Origin of the sequence: Micromonospora sp. CPM1, from assembly GCF_023896895.1 — a bacterium.
GTDB classification, from domain to species: Bacteria; Actinomycetota; Actinomycetes; order Mycobacteriales; family Micromonosporaceae; genus Micromonospora; species Micromonospora tulbaghiae.
Map to the genome: position 1 here is coordinate 1 of NZ_JAMHIU010000047.1, position 16,048 is coordinate 16,048.

Annotated in this window: 14 protein-coding genes and 1 pseudogene; 5 read left to right on the forward strand and 10 right to left on the reverse strand. The window is 74.4% G+C overall.

Annotated elements, in window-relative coordinates:
• Window positions 1–148: 148 nt before the first annotated feature.
• The 5 genes from M8C11_RS29530 to M8C11_RS29550 all read right to left on the reverse strand — a co-directional run bounded on the left by M8C11_RS29530 (window position 149) and on the right by M8C11_RS29550 (window position 6,399).
• Window positions 149–871, reverse strand: a complete 723-nt coding sequence (locus tag M8C11_RS29530) for an FAD:protein FMN transferase (protein ID WP_252454691.1) — start codon at window positions 869–871, stop codon at window positions 149–151.
• Between the two features lie 86 nt (window positions 872–957).
• Window positions 958–1,554 carry an FMN-binding protein gene (locus M8C11_RS29535; protein WP_120568670.1) on the reverse strand — a complete coding sequence of 199 codons (597 nt, stop codon included), beginning with the start codon at window positions 1,552–1,554 and terminating at the stop codon, window positions 958–960.
• 14 nt (window positions 1,555–1,568) lie between these two features.
• Complete coding sequence (locus M8C11_RS29540; protein ID WP_252454677.1) at window positions 1,569–2,984, reverse strand: ferric reductase-like transmembrane domain-containing protein; 1,416 nt, start codon at window positions 2,982–2,984, stop codon at window positions 1,569–1,571.
• Window positions 2,981–4,354 (reverse strand): DUF1501 domain-containing protein, encoded by a 1,374-nt coding sequence (locus M8C11_RS29545; RefSeq protein ID WP_252454693.1) that lies wholly within the window; start codon window positions 4,352–4,354, stop codon window positions 2,981–2,983. Before M8C11_RS29545 ends, M8C11_RS29540 begins: the two co-directional genes overlap by 4 nt.
• Window positions 4,355–4,368: 14 nt before the next feature.
• Window positions 4,369–6,399, reverse strand: a complete 2,031-nt coding sequence (locus M8C11_RS29550) for a DUF1800 domain-containing protein (protein WP_252454678.1) — start codon at window positions 6,397–6,399, stop codon at window positions 4,369–4,371.
• A 446-nt stretch (window positions 6,400–6,845) separates the two neighbouring features.
• Between M8C11_RS29550 and M8C11_RS29555 the strand changes: the two genes are divergently transcribed.
• Complete coding sequence (locus M8C11_RS29555; RefSeq protein WP_252454679.1) at window positions 6,846–7,103, forward strand: DUF3040 domain-containing protein; 258 nt, start codon at window positions 6,846–6,848, stop codon at window positions 7,101–7,103.
• A 12-nt stretch (window positions 7,104–7,115) separates the two neighbouring features.
• On the opposite strand, the gene M8C11_RS29560 is transcribed toward M8C11_RS29555, so the two are convergent.
• Window positions 7,116–8,099, reverse strand: coding sequence for an SWIM zinc finger family protein (locus M8C11_RS29560; RefSeq protein ID WP_252454680.1), 984 nt, complete (start codon window positions 8,097–8,099; stop codon window positions 7,116–7,118).
• Window positions 8,096–11,323 carry a DEAD/DEAH box helicase gene (locus M8C11_RS29565; RefSeq protein ID WP_252454681.1) on the reverse strand — a complete coding sequence of 1,076 codons (3,228 nt, stop codon included), beginning with the start codon at window positions 11,321–11,323 and terminating at the stop codon, window positions 8,096–8,098. Before M8C11_RS29565 ends, M8C11_RS29560 begins: the two co-directional genes overlap by 4 nt.
• 83 nt (window positions 11,324–11,406) lie before the next feature.
• Between M8C11_RS29565 and M8C11_RS29570 the strand changes: the two genes are divergently transcribed.
• Window positions 11,407–12,267, forward strand: a complete 861-nt coding sequence (locus tag M8C11_RS29570) for a carbohydrate kinase family protein (RefSeq protein WP_252454682.1) — start codon at window positions 11,407–11,409, stop codon at window positions 12,265–12,267.
• A 4-nt stretch (window positions 12,268–12,271) separates the two neighbouring features.
• Here M8C11_RS29570 and M8C11_RS29575 read toward each other — a convergent pair whose 3' ends face one another.
• The gene (locus M8C11_RS29575; protein ID WP_252454683.1) at window positions 12,272–12,793 is read right to left on the reverse strand and encodes a DinB family protein; all 522 of its coding nucleotides are present in this window, start codon (window positions 12,791–12,793) and stop codon (window positions 12,272–12,274) included.
• A gap of 85 nt (window positions 12,794–12,878) precedes the next feature.
• On the opposite strand from M8C11_RS29575, the gene M8C11_RS29580 reads away from it, so the two are divergent.
• Window positions 12,879–13,085, forward strand: a complete 207-nt coding sequence (locus tag M8C11_RS29580; RefSeq protein ID WP_252454685.1) for a hypothetical protein — start codon at window positions 12,879–12,881, stop codon at window positions 13,083–13,085.
• 9 nt (window positions 13,086–13,094) lie between these two features.
• Here M8C11_RS29580 and M8C11_RS29585 read toward each other — a convergent pair whose 3' ends face one another.
• Together M8C11_RS29585 and M8C11_RS29590 are read right to left on the reverse strand one after the other, a co-directional pair.
• The gene (locus M8C11_RS29585) at window positions 13,095–14,240 is read right to left on the reverse strand and encodes a polysaccharide pyruvyl transferase family protein (protein ID WP_252454687.1); all 1,146 of its coding nucleotides are present in this window, start codon (window positions 14,238–14,240) and stop codon (window positions 13,095–13,097) included.
• Between the two features lie 74 nt (window positions 14,241–14,314).
• Complete coding sequence (locus M8C11_RS29590; RefSeq protein ID WP_252454695.1) at window positions 14,315–14,641, reverse strand: hypothetical protein; 327 nt, start codon at window positions 14,639–14,641, stop codon at window positions 14,315–14,317.
• A 94-nt stretch (window positions 14,642–14,735) separates the two neighbouring features.
• On the opposite strand from M8C11_RS29590, the pseudogene M8C11_RS29595 reads away from it, so the two are divergent.
• Window positions 14,736–15,128: pseudogene (locus M8C11_RS29595) on the forward strand (dihydrofolate reductase family protein); the annotation flags it as partial.
• Between the two features lie 40 nt (window positions 15,129–15,168).
• The coding region (locus M8C11_RS29600; RefSeq protein WP_252454689.1) for a phosphotransferase at window positions 15,169–16,048 on the forward strand (880 nt) is incomplete at its 3' end.

Genomic DNA, 16,048 nt, shown 5'->3' on the forward strand with positions numbered 1-16,048 from the left:
CCCCCGCCCTCCCCCACCCCGCCCGTCCCCCCGCTGTTGACCATGAAGTTGGCGGTGCGACACGCCGGGCGGCGGTGCCGCCAACTTCATGATCGACGGGGCAAGGGGCGGGCGGAGGGCGAGCGGGGCGAGGGGGGCGAGGGGCGGGTCAGGGAGGCGGGAGGGTGCGGGAGTGGTGCAGGTGGGCATCCTCCGTGACCACGGCGTGCTGCCAGGGGGACGGCAGGCGGTCCAGCCACGCCAGGCCGGGTTCGCCCATCGCCACCGCCGCTGTCGCGTACGCGTCCGCCACGCCCAGGTCCGGGCCCACCACCGTCACCGAACGCAGACCGGTCGCCGGTACGCCCCGGCGCGGGTCCAGCACGTGGTGGCCGCGCTCGTACACGCCCGAGGTGGCGACCGCGATGTCGGTGCCGGTCAGCACCAGGCAGGTCGCCGCCGCGTCCCACGGATGCCGCACCCCGATCCGCCACGGCTCACCGGTCGCGTCGTGGCCGCGTACCCGCACGTCGCCGCCCGCGTTCACGCAGTGGTTCGGCGCGCCCGCGGCCACCAGCCGGTCCGAGGCGGCCTGCGCCGCCCAGCCCTTCACGTAGCCGGACGGGTCGAGCCGGCCCGTCGCGTACGCGTCGAAGAACCCGTCGGTGGCGGTCCACAGGTCGGCGCAGGCGGCCAGCACGGCCCGCAGGTCGGCGGAGGCGTCGGCCGGTCGCAGCTCGCCCCGGTCGACCCGGCACACCTCGCTGTCGTCCCGGTACGTGCTGAACCGCGCGTCCACCTCACGCAGCCAGCCGAACGTGTCCTCGGCCAGCTCGTGCAGGGTCTCCGAGGGCAGGTCGTCGGCCAGGTCGAGGCTGATCGCCGTACCCATGATCTGTTCGACCCGGCGCAGGCCGGGCCGGGCGGACGGACCGGGACCGACGGCGGCGGCACCGGCACCGGCATGAGCCGGGACGGTCACGCCTTGTCCAGCGCGGCCTGCAACGACTGCTTGTACGCGGTGCTGGTGTAGGTGGCCCCGGACACGGTGCTCAGGTTGGCGCTCTGCCGGGCCACCACCTCACCGGAGGTGCCGCTGTAGCGGGCCTGCACGTCGTCGCTGCGCTGCCCGGACTGCCCGCCCAGCGGCAGTCCGATCCCTGTGGCGTCGACGATCCGGCTGCCGCTGAGCGTGATCCGGACCTGGAGCGAGCCGTACTCGTAGGTGACCGACGGCCCGGTCACCGTGCGGGTGGTGACCTTCGGCGCGCTGGTGGTGGTCCGCGGCGCGGCCGGTGTGGTGCGGGTGCGGGTGCCGCCGCGGCTGGCCGCGCTGCGGTCGGCGGACGGCTTCGGGGTGGGCTTCGACGAGGCGCGCGGCGACGGGGTGACGCCGCCGGGCGCGGAGCCGGTGGGCGACGGCGGCTCGGGCGCGGCCGAACCACCGGGCACGACCGGGGCCAGCGCGGCCGGTACGTCCGGCGTGGCCTGCCCGGCGCCGGGCGCGCCCTTGAGCACCACCAGTGCGGTGGTGCCGGCGGCCAGGCCGGTGATCGCGAGCAGCGCGCGACGCATGGGCGGTGCCTCTCCTACAGCTCGAACGCGGTCAGGTGGATCTGGCGGCGGGGCACGCCGGCCGCCCGCAGCGCGGCGACCACCTCGTCGACGAAACCGCCGGGACCGCACAGGTAGACGTCGCGGCGGGTCAGGTCGGGCACGAGGTGGCGCAGGCCCTCGGGGTTCATCACCTGGCGGGGGCCGGGGTCGTCGCGGCGGCCGACGACGTACCAGACGGACGTCTGCCGGGCCTGCGCGAGCCAGTCCAGCTCCTGGTGCAGCAGGACGTCGGCCGGGGTACGCGCCCGGTAGATCAGCGCCGCGCCGGGCGGCAGTTCCTCCAGCATCGCCCGCAGCGGCGCGATGCCGCTGCCCCCGGCGATGAGCAGCGCCCGTTCCCGGGTGCGGTGCGCGGCGGTGAACGTGCCCGACGGGCCCTGCGCCCAGACCCGGGTGCCGGGCGTGAGGTCGCGCAGCTCGGCGGTGTACCCGCCGACGACCTTGACGGTGATCCGCAGCCAGCGGTCGTTGGCGGCGGCGGAGACGGAGAACGGGTGCGACTGCCACCAGCAGCCGGGGTTGAGGAAGCGCCAGCGGAAGAACTGCCCGCCGAGCAGGTCGATCTGGTTGAGCCGCTGCCCGGTCAGGTAGACCGAGACGGTGTCCGGGCTCTCCGCCACCACGTCGGCGACGCGCAGCCGGTGCCGCAGGTTGAACATCAGCGGCGCGAGCACCCGGCCCCACACCAGCGCGGCCACGACCAGCAGGTACGCGGCGATCCAGCCGGTACGCACCGGCCCGGGCTCGTAGAGCTGCGCGCCGTTGCTGAACTGGTGCGCGTACCCGAGCAGCAGCGTGAGGTAGCTGGCGGCGTGCAGCAGGTGCCACAGCTCGTAGGGCAGGCGGCGGCGCACGGCGCGTACCGCGGTGAACGCGACAGCGACCAGGATGCCAGCGGCGACGAACGCGGAGACCATGTCCTCGTAGTCGGTCAGCAGCGCGCCGACCTCGCCGAGCACCGTCTTGCGTTCCAGGCGGGAGTAGCCGACCACCAGCAGCGACATGTGCGCGAGCACCGTCACGAGCAGCGTCGCGCCGAGGTCCCGGTGCAGCCGGGAGATCCGCTCGCCGCCGAGCGCGCGTTCCAGCACGCCGAGCCGGCTCATCATCAGCACCTGCACCAGCAGCAGGTAGCCGGCGATCAGGCCGGTGATCCGCCCGCCCGCGGTCAGCAGGTCGGCGGTGTCGGCGAGCGAACCGGCCGGGGTGTCCAGCCACCACGGCAGGACCGCGGCGACCAGGCCCAGCCAGAAGACCGCGACGAGGGCACGCCGGCCGCCGGGTCCGCGGCGCGGCCGGCCCGGGGGTACGGGGGCAGCCGGACGGCCGCCGTACGGGGCGGGATGCCCGGTACGGCGGCCGGCGGCGCGGGTGTCCTGGTATGTCACGCGTAGATCTTGACCGGGGTGAACTTCTGCCGGGGGAAGACCTTGTCCACCTGTGCGGTGGTCAGGCCGAAGCGGCCCTGCGCGACGGATCCGTAGACGTTGAACATGTTGTTGTATTCCGGCACGTCGCCGCTGTCCAGCTTGTCCAGCCCGTTCCAGGTGCCGAGCAGCGAGTTCGCCAGCTTGCGGCCGGACAGCACGGTGACCACGCCGCCGTGCCCGTGGTCGGTGCCGCCGCCGTTCGAGCCGACCCGGCGGCCGAACTCGCTGGACACCATGATGGTCACGTCCGCCGACCGGTCGCCCAGGTCGGTGAAGAACGCGGCCATGGCGCCGGCCAGCTCGTTGAGCCGCCGCCAGAGCTGGCCGCCCTCGCGGGTGCCCTGGTTCTCGTGGGTGTCGTAGCCGCCCATGCCGACGGTGGCCACCCGCACGTTCGCGCCGCCCTTGATGAGCTGGGCGAGCTGCTTGAACGCGTTCCCGACGCCCTGGTACTGGACACCCTCGGCGGCGGCGTACGGCTTGGCGGCGAGCTTCTGGGCGGTGGCGAGCGCGCCCATGCCCTCGATGACCGCCTCCTCGACCGGGTGGTTGATGCCGGTGAACAGGCCGCGGATCGCCTTCTCGGTGGCCGCGCGGAACTTGTCGTCGCCGTTGAGCCGCAGGTCGCCGACGCTGTTGAGGGAGATCGCGCCGTTCACGCCGACGAGCGAGCGGGGCAGCGTGCTGCCGATGCCGACGCTGCGGAACGCGGTGCCCTTGCCGAGCGAGTCGACCAGGCTGTCCAGCCAGCCCCGGCCGCCGGTCTCACCCGGCAGGCCGCCCAGGTTGCAGGCGTCGGCGGCCTGGAAGTGGCTGCGGGACAGCCGCGGGTCGGACACGGCCGGCACGAAGCCGAGCTGACCGGCCTTGAGCCACTTCTCCAGCGGCGCGAACGCGCTGGTGAGCTTGAAGCCGCGGGCCAGCGCCAGCGAGTCCTCGCCGAGCAGCAGGTCGGGGCGGGCCTTGGCGAGCACCGGGTCGTTCGCCGGTGCGACCAGGCTCAGCCCGTCCAGCCCGCCGTAGAGGAAGACGTGGATCAGCGTGCCGGTCTTGGTCGCGGCGAACGACGCCGACGTGGTGACGAACTGCGCGGTCGCGAGCGCGGTCGCGGTCGCGGCGGCGCCGGCCACGAAGGTACGCCGGGTGACGCCCCGGCCGTCCTGCTGCGCCTCCTCGACCTCCTCCAGCCGGCGGTACCGGTCGGCCTCGGCCGCGTTCTCGGCCGCGACGATGTCCGCCTCCGCGCGCAGCAGCGCCTCGGCCGGGTTGTCGGCCAGCCGCCGCAGGTCGGGGCATTCGGGGTGCAGGGGGTACGGGTTCACGGTCATCTCCATCGAATGCCTCACCGGAGGTGGTGCTGGGGGGACGCGAGGATCGTCCGCGCGACAGCGGCGATGGCCCCGTTGAAGGTGGCGTCGACCTTGGCGCTCTCGGACACACCGGCCACGGCGAGCACCAGCTTCTTCTCCTTGGCGCTGAGCTTCTGCTGCACCAGCCGCTGGGCCAGCGCGTCCACGTACGCCCCGGCGGTGGCCGGCGGCTTCGCGACCAGCTTCTCCGGCTTGGCGAAGGTGAACTGCTTGCGGTAGCCGGCGATCAGGTCACCCGCCTCGTTCCAGCCGTCGATCATCGTGCCGGCCGAGGTCCAGGCCAGGTAGACGTCGGCGTAGCCGTCCGGGGTGGGCTTGCCCATCGGGTACTGCCCGAGCTCGCGCATCTTGTCCTGGATCTGCCGCAGGCCCTGCGCGAACGGGGTACGCCGGTTGTCGCCGGAGTAGTCGGGGGCCGCCTCCGGCGAGACACCCAGCGCCCGGTACGTGGCGACCAGGTACTCCATCGGGCGGCGTACCTTCTGGCCGATCGCGGCCCAGAACTCCGAGGAGCTGAACAGCGTCGCCAGCACCGGGCGGATCTGACCCTTGTTCGTGGTGTACGCCTTGGCCAGACGGTCCACCACGGACTTCGGCGGGGTGTCGGAGACGAACCGGGTGGCGAGGTTCTGTGCCACGTACCGCGCGGTCGACGGGTGCATCGCGATGTAGCGGATGTACGAGTCGATGACCTTGTCGGCGGCCACCGGGTCGTCGGAGTTGTTGGCGTGGCTGAACCCGAGGATCTTCACCTTGCCGAGGTAGTGCCGCTCGGCGAAGAACTTGTACTTGCCGTCGGCGACACCGCGTCCGGTCTGGAGCAGCGCGGCCTGGCGGACGTCCTTCTCGGTGTAGCCGCCGTCGACGCCGACCGAGTACAGCTCCAGGTTCTCCCGGGCCAGGTTCTCGTTGACCGCGTCCTTACGCGAGTCGACCTGGTTCAGGTAGAGCAGCAGCGCCGGGTGCTTGTTCGCGGCGACGAGCATCTCCGGGTAGCTGCCCAGCGCGTGCTTGCGGATGACGTCCCGGTCGAACGCGTTGCGGTAGTTCTCCCCGCCGTCGAAGTCGGCGGCGACGTGCAGGAAGTCGTTCCAGAAGTCGACCATCACCTCGAACAGCTGCCGGTCGGACCAGATCTGCCGGGCGATGGTGGCGTCCACCGTCTCCCGGGCCGGGTCGACGCCCTTCTCGTTGAGCTGTTCGCGCTGGTCGCGGAGCTGCGTCGGGTTGAGCTTGAGCGACTGCAGCTCGGCCAGCTTCATCTCGGCCTTCGTCGGGGCGATCTTCTCCGGCTGGAGCTGCTCACGCAGCCAGTCGTCGATGCCGACGCGCTTGACCTCGGCCATCATCTTCGTCGTCGGACCGAAGGTCGTCCGGCTCAACAGGTGCCGGATCGGATCCTTGGCGAGGACCGTCTTCACCGTCACCTTGGTCGCCGCGGCGGCTTCGGCCGGGCTGCCGTAGAGCCGGCCACCGGACGGGGCGTTGCGCTTGAGCGCCTCGCCGGCCCGGGAGCCCATGTAGCTCTCGTTCTGCTCGGTGTAGGTCCGTACCGTGCTGGGCTGCTGCCCGCTGGGCCGGGCCGCGTTGCCGTCGGTGGTGACCGTGCCGGTGGCGTCACCGGCCGGCGCGTCACTGAACAGGCCGCGCACCTGCGGGGACATGGCCAGGGCGGCGCCACCGGCGACCACCACGGCGCCACCGAGGGTGGCGAGCGCCCGGCGGCGGCCACGCTTCGGGGCCTCGTCGCCGTCGTCGTCCAGGTCGGGCAGTCCGCCGCCGGGCGGCGGGCCGTACCCGCCGCCGGGCTGGGAGTAGCCGGCGGGGGGCTGTGCCGCGGGGGCGAAGCCGTTCGGCCCTACCCACTGCGGGCCCGACGCGGGGTTACCGCCGGTGTACGGCGCGGCGTGCGGATCGCGGTACCCGTCCGGATGGGGGTGCTGGTATCCGTCCCAGCCGCGGTCGTCCCGGGGTCGACGCGGTGGCACGTTCAGGTCGGCCATGTACCTATCCCGTTTTCTTCGAGCGCCGGCACGCCTGCCACCCGGGGGGTCGGGTGTGGCGCAGGGGCGGCGACGGTTGCCGGAGAGTTGCTACGGGAAAGTAGCCATGCCGCACCCGACGCTCAAGGCGCGCCGATCGCGCTCGTGAGCGCACTTAAGACGGTGCTCAGGCCCGCCGGGAAGAGCCCGTCGCGGCGGCGGGGGCGCGGCGGCCTCCGGAGCAGGGCCGACCCGGGCGCGCACCGCCCGGATGCGAGGTTTCGCACCCGGCCGACACCGCCGGGAGCGTTCACCGCCTCACCGAAACTTAAGGTACGGATAAGCCTGCGCTGAGAACCTCGTTCCGCCTGTCCGGTCCGGCGAAACAGCAGCAGCGGCGGCGCGTGACCGGCCTCCGATGCGGGTATGCCGCCGAACCGCTGAAGCCGTGAGGGGAAGGCACCGCCATGCTCAGCCAAGAGGATCAGCGCAGGTTCGAACAGATCACCCGCAAACTGCGGGAGAGTGATCCACGCTTCTTCGCCCGGTTGGACAACCGGATCAAGGGCCGCCGGGGCCGGTACATGATGCTGTTGACGATCGTGCTGTGGGCTTCGCTGCCGGCGATGACAGTGCTCGTCGGGCGGCTGGCCGGGGCGATCTGCGCGGTGGTGCTCGTCGCCAACGCCGCGGTGATGTGGCGCTTCCGCCGCCGGTTGCTGTAGCGGCGGGGACGCTCACCGTTCCCCGTCGTCGGCCTCCCTGAGGGGCGCGGCTTCGCCGCGGCCGAACTCCCTGGGCGACGCGGCTTCGCCGCGGCTGAACTCCCGGTACGCCCGCCGCAGCCGTTCGGCCAGGCCCGGCCCGCCGACCGCGGCCCCGGGTGGTCCGAGCTGGCGCAGCAGCAGCTCCGGGCCGGTGGCGAGCGTGGGCGGCCGGTCCGGCAGCGCCACCGGGGCCAGCCAGAACCGGTCCAGCTCGGCGTCCGGCTCGACCGCCGGCAACCCGGCCAGGGCGCGCGCCGCGCCGACCACCGGCGCACCGTTCGTCGGTTCCGGCCCGGCGTCCGCGTCGCCGCGTCCACTGTGCTCCGTCGCCGGTCCGCCGGTCCCGTCCACGTCGCCGGCGCCGCGCAGCGTACGCAGCCGGTCGAGCAGCTCGGCGCGGGACCGGCCGCGCCAGTGCAGCAGGTGGAACGGGTCGGCGTCGAACGCCTCGGCGAGCAGGTAGAACGTGGCCGCCAGATGTTTACACGGCACCGCGAAGTCGGGGCAGCCACAGTTCTGGTCCAGCTCGCCGATCGCGGCCGGGAACAGCGGCGCGCCCGCCTCGGTGAACAGCTCCTCCAACTCGGCCGGCAGGTCACCGGCGAGCAGCCGGGCGCTGAAGAACGCCTGCCCGGCCAGCTCGGCCTCGATCCGCCGCCAGGTCTCCTCCGGGTACGCGGCCAGCCCGATCCGTACCGGGTAGGGACGCGGCCGGGAGCCCTGCACCTCGGCCGTGACCGTCCCCGGCGACACGTCCAGCCGGAGCACCTGCCCCCGGCGCGCGTACGCCCGGCCACGGGTCAGCCGGGAGCCCAGCGCGAACGACTCCAGCACCTCCACGAACCGCCGCGACCACCAGGACTGCCCGATCGCGCCCCGGGTGCTGCGCGCCCGCAGGCCGCCCTCGACCCGCAGCGGTGGCCCGTAGTCCTCGAACCGGTCGGCCGGGCTCACTCGACCACCGCCCCGGACTCCAGGGTGAACAGGTCGCGCAGCGTGTCGGTGGACAGCTCGGTGACCCACTGCTCCCCGCTGCCCACCACCGACCGGGCCAGGCTGCGCTTGTCGGCGATCATCGCGGCCACCTTCTCCTCGACGGTGCCGGCGCAGACGAACTTGCGGACCTGCACGCGGCGGCGCTGTCCGATGCGGAACGCCCGGTCGGTGGCCTGGTCCTCGACGGCCGGGTTCCACCACCGGTCCACGTGCACCACGTGGTTGGCGGCGGTCAGGGTCAGCCCGGTCCCGCCGGCCTTGAGCGACAGGACGAACAGCGGCGGACCCTGCGGCGACTGGAACCGGGTCACCATGGCGTCCCGTTCGGCCTTGCCGACGCCGCCGTGCAACAGCAGCACCTCCCGGCCGGTACGCGCCGACAGGTGCCCGCGCAGCATGCCGCCGAACTCGGCGTACTGGGTGAACAGCAGCGCCTTCTCCCCCGCCGCCAGCACCTCGTCGACGATCTCGTCGAGGCGTTCCAGCTTGCCGGACCGGCCGTCCAGCGTGGAGCCGTCGTGCAGGAGCTGGGCGGGATGGTTGCAGACCTGCTTGAGCCGGGTCATGGTGGCCAGCACCAGCCCGCGCCGCTCGATCCCGTCGCTGGACTCGATCTTCGCCATCATGTCGTCGACCACTGCGCGGTAGAGGGCGGCCTGCTCGGCGGTGAGGTTGCAGACCACCTCCATCTCCAGCTTCTCCGGCAGGTCGGTGATGATCGTCGGGTCGGTCTTGAGGCGGCGCAGCACGAACGGGCCGGTGATCCGGCGCAGCCGCTCGGCCACCTCGGCGTCGCCGTGCCGCTCGATCGGTTCGGCGAAGCGCTTGCGGAACGTCGCGGCCGGTCCGAGCAGCCCCGGATTCGCGAACTGCATGATCGACCAGAGGTCGGCGAGGCGGTTCTCCACCGGCGTACCGGTGACCGCGACGCGGTGCCGCGCGGGCAGCGACCGGACCGCCTCGGCCTGCCGGGTCGCGGCGTTCTTGATCGCCTGCGCCTCGTCCACCACCACCCGGTGCCAGTCGATGCCGGCCAGCTCGAACGCGTCCCGGGCGGCCACCGAGTACGTGGTGAGCACCAGGTCCGCCTCCTGAACGGCGGCGGCGAAGCCCTCGCCCCGGGCACGTTCGGCGCCGTGGTGCACGTGCACGCGCAGCCCCGGCGCGAACTTCGCCGCCTCCCGCTGCCAGTTGCCGACGAGCGACATCGGGCAGACCAGCAGTGTCGGCCCGGCCTCCGGCGGGTCACCGGCGAGCAGCGCGAGCAGTTGCACGGTCTTGCCCAGGCCCATGTCGTCGGCGAGGATCCCGCCGAGCCCCAGCGACTGGAGGAACGCCAGCCAGGCCAGTCCGCGCCGCTGGTACGGCCGCAGCGTCCCGGCGAAGCCCGGCGGCGGGTCGGCCGGGGTGAGCCGCCGCTCCGCCTCACCGGCCAGCAGTTCGCCCAGCGCGCCGTCGGCGACCACGTCGAGCACCGGCAGCTCACCGGCCCGGTCGTCACCGGACAGTCCCATCCGCAGCAGGTCCGCCACCGTCAGCTCGCCCGAGGACCGCAGCAGCTTCAGCCCGGCCTCCAGTCGCTGCGGGTCCAGCTCCACCCACCGGCCGCGCAGCCGGACCAGCGGCGACTTCAGGTCGGCCAGCGACGCCAGTTCCTCGGCGGTCAGCGGCTGGTCGCCGAGCGCCAGCTCCCAGCGGTAGTCGACGAGCGCGTCCAGCCCCAGCTTCCCGGCAGTGGTGGCCACCGCGCCCGGCGCGGTACGACTGCGCGCCCGCAACCGCGCGCCCAGCCGGGACGAGGAACGTCGCCACCACGACGGCAGCAGCACCCCGAACCCGGCCGCGTGCAGCACCGGGGCGCCCTCGCGCAGGAACCGGTGCGCGCCCTCGGCGTCCAGCTCCATGCCCTCGGGTGCGGCGGTCCGCAGCGCGGCGTCCACCTCGGGCCACAGCCGGCTGGCCCGGCCCAGCTCGGCCAGGAGCGTCTCCTGCGGCTCCACGCCGCGGGCGGCGAGCGCCGGCGCGGGCCGCTGCCAGATGTGCGCGGCGTCCACCACGAGGCCCGGCTCGTCGGCCGGGTGCAGGCCGAACTCGACCCGCCAGACGGCGTCCTCGACCAGTTCGGCGACCGGGTCGACGGCCGGCTCGACGAGGCGGAACGTGGCCCGCACCGCGCCGCCCGCGGCGTCGCGCTGCCACGCGTCCAGTTCCTCGCGCAGCGTGGCCAGCGCGGCCGGCTCGGCCGGGAAGGCGCGTTCCGGGCCGGTGAGCGCGGCCAGCCAGCGCGGCACCGCGCCGACCGGGCGCATCCCCCGGTGCAGCCGGGTGCCGGCGAGCGCCACCCGGGCGGCCGCGTCGACGAGCCCGTCCAGCGCCTCCGCGACCAGCTCAGCCGCCCCGATGTCGCCGGCCCGCCCGGTCCACGCGTCGTCCGCCGGACCGCTCGCCCCGCCGCTGTCCCGCCACTCCCTGGCGGCGCGGGCCGCCGGTGGCAACGCCGCCGCCAGGTCACGCGCCCAGGACGCGTCGGTGCCGGTGAGCAGCGGCCGCCAGAACGCCCACCCGGTCGCCACGTCGTCCGCGCCCACGACTCGCAACCGCCGCCCGGACCCCGCGACGCCCGGGGCCGCACCCGCCACGCCTGCGCCGGCCGCGCCCGAGGCCGCCGGTACCCGCCGCGCCGAGGTCCGCCCGCCGGTCCCGGCCGACCCGGGCACACCACCGGGGTACGCCTCCAGCGCGACCGGCAGCAGGCGTCCGCGTACGACCAGGTCGGCGGCGAAGTCGGCCAGCTCGCACAGGTGCCGCAGGCTCGCCCCGACCGGACCCGGCATCGGCGCGCGCAGCAGCGCGTACGCGTCGTCCGGGGCGTACCCCAGGGCGGGCGCCCGCCATCCGGCGCGGGTGACCGGGCCGCGGACCGGTTCCCCGACGGTGGCCCGGACCAGTTCCGGCGAGTCCAGCGGCGAGCCTGCCCGGGTCGGCAGGTCCAGCAGTACGGAGATCGGCTCCCCCGGCACGCCGAGCGCGGCGGCGAGCGTGGCGTGACCGGCGGCGAACGGGTGCGGGCGCTCGCGCGGGACGCGGCCGGGACGACGGGGCGCACGGGCCGGGAGTGTGCTGTCCTCGGCCCACAGGGCGAGCCCGGCGCCGGGCAGCCACAACCCGTGGATGACCAGCACTGCTCCCCCTCGCCGACGCCGGGGCCGGAAGACGGCGCCCGGGGAGTCAGGATAGGCCGCCGGGCGTCGCTATCGTCGGCGCCATGGTCGACCTTCTCGTGATCGGCGGGCTCGGCGTGGACGTCCGCGTCCAGGTGCCCGCCCTGCCGCCGCCCGTCGCCGACTCGCTGCTGGTGCCGCCGATCGACATGCGGATCGGCAACACCGGCGCCGGGGTCGCGCTGGCCGCGCACGCGCTCGGCCTACGGGTGGCGCTCGTCGACGTGCTGGGCGCCGACCCGGCCGGTGACGTGGTGCGGGCGGCGCTGGCGCGTACCTCGATCCGGACCACGCTCGCCGACGCGCCGGCCGGCACCCGCCGCTCGGTGAACCTGGTCGACCCGGACGGGCGGCGGATGTCGCTGCACGACCCGCGTCCCTGGTCGGGGCCGGCGCCGTTCGGCGAGGCGGAGCTCGCCGCGCTCGTCGCCGAGGCGGCCCACGTCCACCTGTCGATCATGGATTGGGCCCGGGACTCGCTGGCGGTGCTGCGTGCCGCCACGTCGGTCTCGACCGACCTGCACGACTGGGACGGCGAGAACGACCACCACCGCCCGTTCGCCCGGATCGCGGACCTGGTCTTCGTCAGCGACACGCGGCTCGGCGAGCGCGCCGCGGCGGAGGCGGCCCGGCTGGCGCCGCGCACGGTGCTGGTCACCGGCGGGGCGGCCGGCGCGACGTTGCACACGCCGGACGCCCCGCCGGCGCACGTGCCCGCCGCCACCCCGCCCGGGCCGGTGGTGGACACCAACGGCGCCGGGGACGCGTTCGCGGCCGGGGTGATCGCCGCCCGGCTGCGTGGCGCGGGCGTCCTCGACGCGGCCCGGTACGCCGCCCGGGTGGCCGCCGCCGCCTGCACGCACGACGGGATGGAGTACCCGGACGGGCTGCTGCCCCGCGAGTGACCCCTCAGATCGCGCCGGTCTCGCCGTCGGTCAGCTCGCGGAGGATGTCGGCGTGCCCGGCGTGCCGGGCGGTCTCCTCGATCAGGTGCACCAGCACCCAGCGCAGCGACACCTCACCGAGCTGCGGGTGCGGCACCACGTGGTCGAGGTCGAACCGCGCGGCGACCCGGCGGGACCGGTCGCAGGCCGCCTCGTACGCGGCCGCGAGCGCCTCGACCGTCTCGCCGGGGCCCAGCGTGAAGCTGGCGTCGGCGTCGGCCTGGGAGGTGAGGTAGACGTCGCCCGGCTCCGGGGCGAACAGGCAGCGGAACCAGTTCCGTTCGACCAGGGCCAGGTGCTTGAGCAGCCCGGCCAGGGTGGTCAGCGAGGGCACCAGACGCCGGGCCGCGTCGGCGTCGGTCAGGCCGCGCGCCTTGCGCAGCACGTTGGCTCGGTGGAAGTCGAGGAACGCGTCGAGGATCGCCCGTTCGTCGCCCGTGCGGGCGATGACCGGACCGAGTGCCGGATCGATCGTCGGGTGCGCCATCCCCGGACCCTAGTACGCGATGTGACCGATTCGCTGCCCCACGTGATCCCCTGCGCGGGCGGGCCGGCCGGTGCAGGATGAGCGCATGGCTTCCACGGTGCAGATCCCTCTGGTGGGCGGCGCGGCCGACGGCGAGACCGTGACCGTCGAGCTGGACGTCAACGGCCGCCCGCCGCTGACCCACCACCACCTCGGGTCGAAGGGCCTCGCGGAGGCACAGATCTACGAGCTGGAGTCGGACCACCAGCCGGGCGGGGAGTGGATCTACGCCTGGCGCGGCCCGGCGGTCTGACGGCCCGGCTCACACCGCCGTCGTCAGCGTGCGGGCCCGGATGCTGTCCAGCACGCTGCGGGTCACCTGGGAGGTGCCGCGCGCCTGCTCGCACACCTCCGCGACCCGGCGCGCGGTCGCGTCGGCCCGGGCCGCCCGCTCGTCCCACAACCGGTCCACCTCGGCCAGCAACGGGCCCTCCACCTCCCGTTCCACGCCGCGCAGCGCCGGCACACCGAGCCGCTGGGCCAGGTCGAAGACCTTTCCGGCGTACGGCAGCGGCAGGAACGGCGTGCCCATCATGGCCGCGAAGATCAGGAAGTGCAGCCGCATGCCGACCGCGAGGTCAAAGTGGCGCATCAGGCCGAGGATCTGCGCCGGACGGTAGTCGCCGTGCAGGATCCGGCCCCGGTCGGCGGCGGTCATGTGCGACAGCACGCCGTGGGAGTGCCGGATGTCGTCCCGCTCCATCGGCACGAACAGCACGTACGCGTCGATCCGGTGCACCAGGAAGTCACCGATCTGGGCGAGCAGCCGGTGGTAGCCGTCCACATCGAGCCGTTCGGCGGCCCGGCCCGGCTCGCGCACGCTGAGCCCGACCAGCCGGGAGCCGGCCGGTACGCCCTCCTCACGCAGCCACTGCTGGGGGAACTCCTCCGGTTCGAGCAGGAACGCCGGGTCGGCGGTCACGGTGATCGGGTTCACCAGGCCGGCCTCCTCCAGCACCATCCGCGACTCCTGGTCGCGGACCGTCACCTCGACGGCCTGCGCCAGCGTCTCGCGCACCATGCCGCTGTCCAGCGTGTCGCTGAGCGGGCCGACCCCGACCGCGTACGTGATCAGCGGCAGCCCCCGCTCCTGGGCGACCCGGACCACCCGCAGGTAGCGCCGGGCCTCCTTGTCGTAGAGGATCCCGCCGCCGCCGAGGATGAGCAGGTCGAGCTGGTTGAGCACCGGGGACGAGTCGACCCGGCTGACGCCCTCCCACGGCACCGCCTCGACCTCGGGGTGGGCCAGCGCGGTGTGCGCCGGGTTGCGGGAGAAGACGATGATCCGGGCGTTGGGCTCGTGGCGGCGCAGATCGTCCAGCAGACCCGTGAGGATCGCCTCGTCGCCGAGGTTGCGACCGCCGTAGGAGCCGAGCACGCCGATGGTCAGTCCGGTGCGTTCCCTCATCCGTTGCTCCTTCCCAGGGGCGTCCGCGCCAGCGTTCCCGCTGGCCGCCCCGGGTTAACGCACGGCGGGGAGGCTCAATCGGCGGCGGCGTCGACCAGACGGGAGACGAGGTCCGAGACCACCTGATCGGTGTCGAACCCGGCGTCGATCGAGGTGGTGAGCAGGTCTAGCAGGAGCCCGTCGACCGCGTAGTGCAGCAACGCCACCTCGTACGCCCCGCCCGGTAGTCCGGCGGCGAGGTGGTGGGCGACGTCGTCGGCGTACCCCCGGCGCAGCACGCCGCCGAGCGCGGCCCGCAGTTCCGGGCGGCGCGCGGCCTCCAGCCGCAGCTCGAACAGCGCCCGGGTGAGGCCCGGCTCGCGGGTGGTGCGCGCGACGATGTCGCGCAGGTAGTCGGTCATCAGCGCGAGTGACGGCTCGCGGCGGCCGAGGTCGGCCGGCACGTCCGGGTCGGGCGCGATCCGGTCGAAGATCCGTTCGGCCAGGCCGGCGAGCAGCGACACGGTGCTGATGGGCCGCGGCAGCTACGAGCCGGGCCTGAAGCTCGGTGTCACCAGCCCGTACGCCCACCTGGAGCAGTACGTGTTCAGCCGCTCCCTGCCCCCGGCCGACTACCCGGACGTGCACGTCGTCGACGGTGACCCCGCGGCCCTCGTCCGCGACCTCAAGACCCGCCCGGGGCGCGACATCTGGCTGTGCGGCGGCGGCCGGCTCGCCGGTCAGCTCCTCGACGAGATCGACGAGCTGGTGGTCAAGCTCAACCCGGTGGTCGTCGGCAGCGGCATCAAGCTCGTCGACAGCGGCTTCGACCCGCGACGGCTCACGCTCACCTCGGCGCGCCCGTTCGACGCCGGCGTGGTCGTCCTGCACTACACGCGCAACTGTTAACCCGGTTGCCCCGGCGGCGGGCGGCACGCACCGTGGGACCGTGACGAAGACTCGGCTGCACTGGCACGAACTGCCCGGGCACGTACGCGACGGCGTCGAGGGCGTCCTCGGCGACCGGGTGGTGGCGGCGCTGTCGCAGCCGGGCGGCTTCTCCCCCGGCACCGCCGACCGCGTTCGTACCGCCGGCGGTGGCCGGGCCTTCGTCAAGGCGGTCAGCCCGGCGCAGAACGACCGCAGCCCCGACCTGCACCGCGCCGAGGCCCGGATCGCCGCCGCACTGCCGCCGGACACGCCCGCGCCCCGGCTGCTCGGCAGCTACGACGACGGGCACTGGATCGCGCTCGTCTTCGCCGACGTCGAGGGCCGGCACCCGGTCACCCCGTGGCGGGCCGGCGAGCTGGCCGCCGTGCTGTCCACACTGGAGACGATGGCCGCCGCGCTCACCCCGGCGCCCGCCGCCGCGACCACACCCACCGCCGCCGAACGGCTCGCCCACGACTTCGGCGGCTGGCGGCGCCTCGCCGCCGACCCGCCGGCCGGCCTCGACCCGTGGGCCCGGTCCCACCTGCCCGAACTGTGCGCCGCCGCCGACCGGGGACTGGCCGCGCTCGACGGCGGCACGCTCTGCCACGTCGACGTGCGCGCCGACAACCTGCTGCTCGGCCCGGACGGGTCGGTCACCGTCGTCGACTGGCCGTGGGCCTGCCGCGGGCCGGCCTGGCTGGACACGCTGCTCACCGTCGTCAACGTGCAGGTGTACGGCGGCCACGACCCCGACGCGCTGCTGGCCGCCCGGCCGCTGACCGCCGACGTCGACCCGGCCGACCTGACCGGAGTCCTCGCGGGGTTCACCGGCTTCTTCCTCGACGGCGCCCGCCAGCCACCCCCACCCGGCATCCCGACCGTGCGCGCGTTCCAGC

Coding starts and splice junctions, on each gene's coding strand:
- M8C11_RS29575 (WP_252454683.1), bottom strand. CDS start 12,793: ATGGCGCACCCGACGATCGATCCGGCACTCGGTCCGGTCATCGCCCGC.
- M8C11_RS29550 (WP_252454678.1), bottom strand. CDS start 6,399: ATGGCCGACCTGAACGTGCCACCGCGTCGACCCCGGGACGACCGCGGC.
- M8C11_RS29535 (WP_120568670.1), bottom strand. CDS start 1,554: ATGCGTCGCGCGCTGCTCGCGATCACCGGCCTGGCCGCCGGCACCACC.
- M8C11_RS29590 (WP_252454695.1), bottom strand. CDS start 14,641: ATGACCGACTACCTGCGCGACATCGTCGCGCGCACCACCCGCGAGCCG.
- M8C11_RS29585 (WP_252454687.1), bottom strand. CDS start 14,240: ATGAGGGAACGCACCGGACTGACCATCGGCGTGCTCGGCTCCTACGGC.
- M8C11_RS29580 (WP_252454685.1), top strand. CDS start 12,879: ATGGCTTCCACGGTGCAGATCCCTCTGGTGGGCGGCGCGGCCGACGGC.
- M8C11_RS29570 (WP_252454682.1), top strand. CDS start 11,407: ATGGTCGACCTTCTCGTGATCGGCGGGCTCGGCGTGGACGTCCGCGTC.
- M8C11_RS29530 (WP_252454691.1), bottom strand. CDS start 871: ATGGGTACGGCGATCAGCCTCGACCTGGCCGACGACCTGCCCTCGGAG.
- M8C11_RS29545 (WP_252454693.1), bottom strand. CDS start 4,354: ATGACCGTGAACCCGTACCCCCTGCACCCCGAATGCCCCGACCTGCGG.
- M8C11_RS29555 (WP_252454679.1), top strand. CDS start 6,846: ATGCTCAGCCAAGAGGATCAGCGCAGGTTCGAACAGATCACCCGCAAA.